This is a genomic window from Mesorhizobium sp. M1E.F.Ca.ET.041.01.1.1 (assembly GCF_003997355.1).
GTDB lineage: Bacteria > Pseudomonadota > Alphaproteobacteria > Rhizobiales > Rhizobiaceae > Mesorhizobium.
The window spans coordinates 1-2,362 of record NZ_RZSL01000772.1 but is presented as its reverse complement, the minus strand read 5'-3'; the positions used below and the strand labels follow the sequence as shown (position 1 = coordinate 2,362).

Below are 2,362 nucleotides of genomic sequence, written 5' to 3'. Positions count from 1 at the left end.
CTTCGACAGGTAGTCGACGGCGCCGAGCTTCACCGCCGTCACCGCGGTGGCGATGTTGCCATAGCCGGTCAGGATGATGGTGCGGGAATCGTCGCGCTTCTCGCGGATGGCGGCGACCACGTCGAGGCCGTTGCCGTCGCCGAGGCGCATGTCGACCACCGCATAGGCGGGCGGACGGGCGCGCGCCTTGGCGACGGCCTCCTCCACGCTCTCCGCCGTCTCGACCGCGAAGCCCCTGGTTTCCATGGCGCGGGCAAGCCGGGTGAGGAACGGCTTGTCGTCATCGACGATCAGCAACGAGGTGTCCTCGCCCTCAACCATTGCGCCGGTGGGTTCTTCTGCGCTCATTTCGTCAGCATCCTACTGCCTTACTTTTACGCAGATACAATTCCGCAACAGCATTGTCCAATTTTTACAGCCGGCAACAAAGCTGCCATGCGGCAAACGCAAGGCTCAGGCGTTGTCGAACATGGTCCCCGACAGCTGCTGGGGATTGAGAAAGACGCTGCGCGGCCAGGTGATCTGCACCACCGCGCCCTCGCCGAGCCCGCTCGAATTGCGGAAGTCGAGCGTCGCGCCGGAACGCTCCAGCAAGGTCTTGGCGATGAACAGCCCGAGGCCAAGGCCGCCGCCGGCCTCGGTCCCCTGGCGTGTCGACATATAGGGCTCGCCGATGCGGTCGATGATCTCCGGCGGGAAGCCCGGTCCGTCGTCGGTGATGGAAAAGGAAACCTCGGTCTCATCCCAGTTCCAGCTGATGGTGACGGTTTTCTTGGCGAAGTCGACGGCGTTCTCGACCAGGTTGCCGAGCCCGTAGATGACGCCGGGGCTGCGCTGCCCGACCGGCTCCGGGCCGATGCGCTCGCCGGGACGCAGCCGGATCGAGATGCCGAAATCGCGGTGCGGCGCCGTCACCTCCTCGACCAGCGAGGTCAGCGGCAGGCGCGACAGGTGCGCCTCGCCTTCCGAGGACAGGCTGGTCAGCCGCTTCAGGATCTCGCGGCAACGCTCGCTCTGCGAGCGTAAGAGCTTCACGTCCTCGCCGAATTTCGGATCCTTGCCGAGCGCCTTTTCCATTTCCTTGGCGACGACCGTGATGGTGGCCAGAGGCGTGCCGAGCTCGTGCGCGGCTGCCGCCGCGAGCCCGTCCAGCGCGGAAAGATGCTGCTCGCGCTGCAGCACCAGCTCGGTGGCGGCGAGCGCATTGGCGAGCAGGCGCGCCTCCGCCGCGACGCGGAAAGCGTAGATGGCGGTGAAGGCGATCGAGGCGAACACGGCCATCCACATGCCGGCGACATAAATGAACGGCATCGGCAGCGGCGCATTCTCGTACCAGGGCAGCGGCAGATGGAAGAACACCAGCAGCGTTGCCGCCACGATGACCAGCACGCCGAGCATCGCCGTGAAGCGCAGCGGCAGCGACGCGGCGGAGATGACCACCGGCACGGAGAGCAGGACCGAGAACGGATTGGTCAGGCCGCCGGTCATGTAGAGCAGCCCGGCGAGCTGCAGGCTGTCGAAAGTCAGGATGGCGAAGGCCGCGAGCGGACCCAGCCGGTGCGCCGCCGGATAGCGGAAGGTCAGCCAGAGGTTCATCCAGGCCGAGCAGGCGATCAGCGCGAAGCACATCGAGACCGGCAGCGGGAATTTCAGCCCGTAGGCGACGACGAGCACCGCAATGCTCTGGCCGACGATGGCGAGCCAGCGCAGGCGGATCAGCGTGTTGAGCCGCAGCCGCTGGCTCTGCTGGGAATCGGGCGCGCGCAGAATGTTGATCATGACTTACGATTATAGCCGCAGGAGGGTGAGCGCTAGTAGCGCTGTGAAGGTGACTTACCCGGTTGGCAGCCGGTGTTTCACCGTTCGTCTCGGTTCAACATCATGAACATTCGGGATTGGCCGAGGCCCCTCGCGACTTCGTCATCCACGGGCGGAGCGATGAGCGTCTGCGCCAATTCTGCGCAAGGCTACGTCCCCCGCGGCTTGGCACGGCTGGTGGCCGCCGCCAGCAGCGGGTTTTCCGGCCAGACATGTTTCGGATAACGGCCGCGCATGTCGGTGCGCACATCCGCCCAGGAGCCGCGCCAGAAGCCGGGGAGATCGCGCGTCATCTGGATCGGGCGATGCGCCGGCGACAAGAGTTCGAGCGTCAGCGGCACCGTGCCGCCCGCGATCGCCGGATGGCGGTCGAGGCCGAACAGCTCCTGCACGCGGATGGCCAGCACCGGCCATTCGCCGTCATAGCGGATCGGCACGTGGCTGCCCGAGGGCGCGCCGAAATGGGTCGGCGCCAACGCATCGACCTTGCGCTGCAGGTCGTGCGGAACCAGCGACATCAGTCCCGCCGCGAGCACGCTCGGCT

The 2,362-nt window shown here is 66.4% G+C and carries 3 protein-coding genes; all 3 read right to left on the bottom strand.

Annotation, left to right across the window (positions count from 1 at the left end):
* On the bottom strand, window positions 1-348 hold a 348-nt coding region (locus EOA38_RS33915), incomplete at its 3' end, for a response regulator (RefSeq protein WP_127301273.1).
* Between the two features lie 105 nt (window positions 349-453).
* On the bottom strand, window positions 454-1,779 hold the full coding sequence (locus EOA38_RS33910; RefSeq protein WP_127301272.1) for an ActS/PrrB/RegB family redox-sensitive histidine kinase: 1,326 nt from the start codon (window positions 1,777-1,779) through the stop codon (window positions 454-456).
* Window positions 1,780-1,967: 188 nt separating this feature from the next.
* The coding region (locus EOA38_RS33905) for an ATP-dependent helicase C-terminal domain-containing protein (RefSeq protein ID WP_281060151.1) at window positions 1,968-2,362 on the bottom strand (395 nt) is incomplete at its 5' end.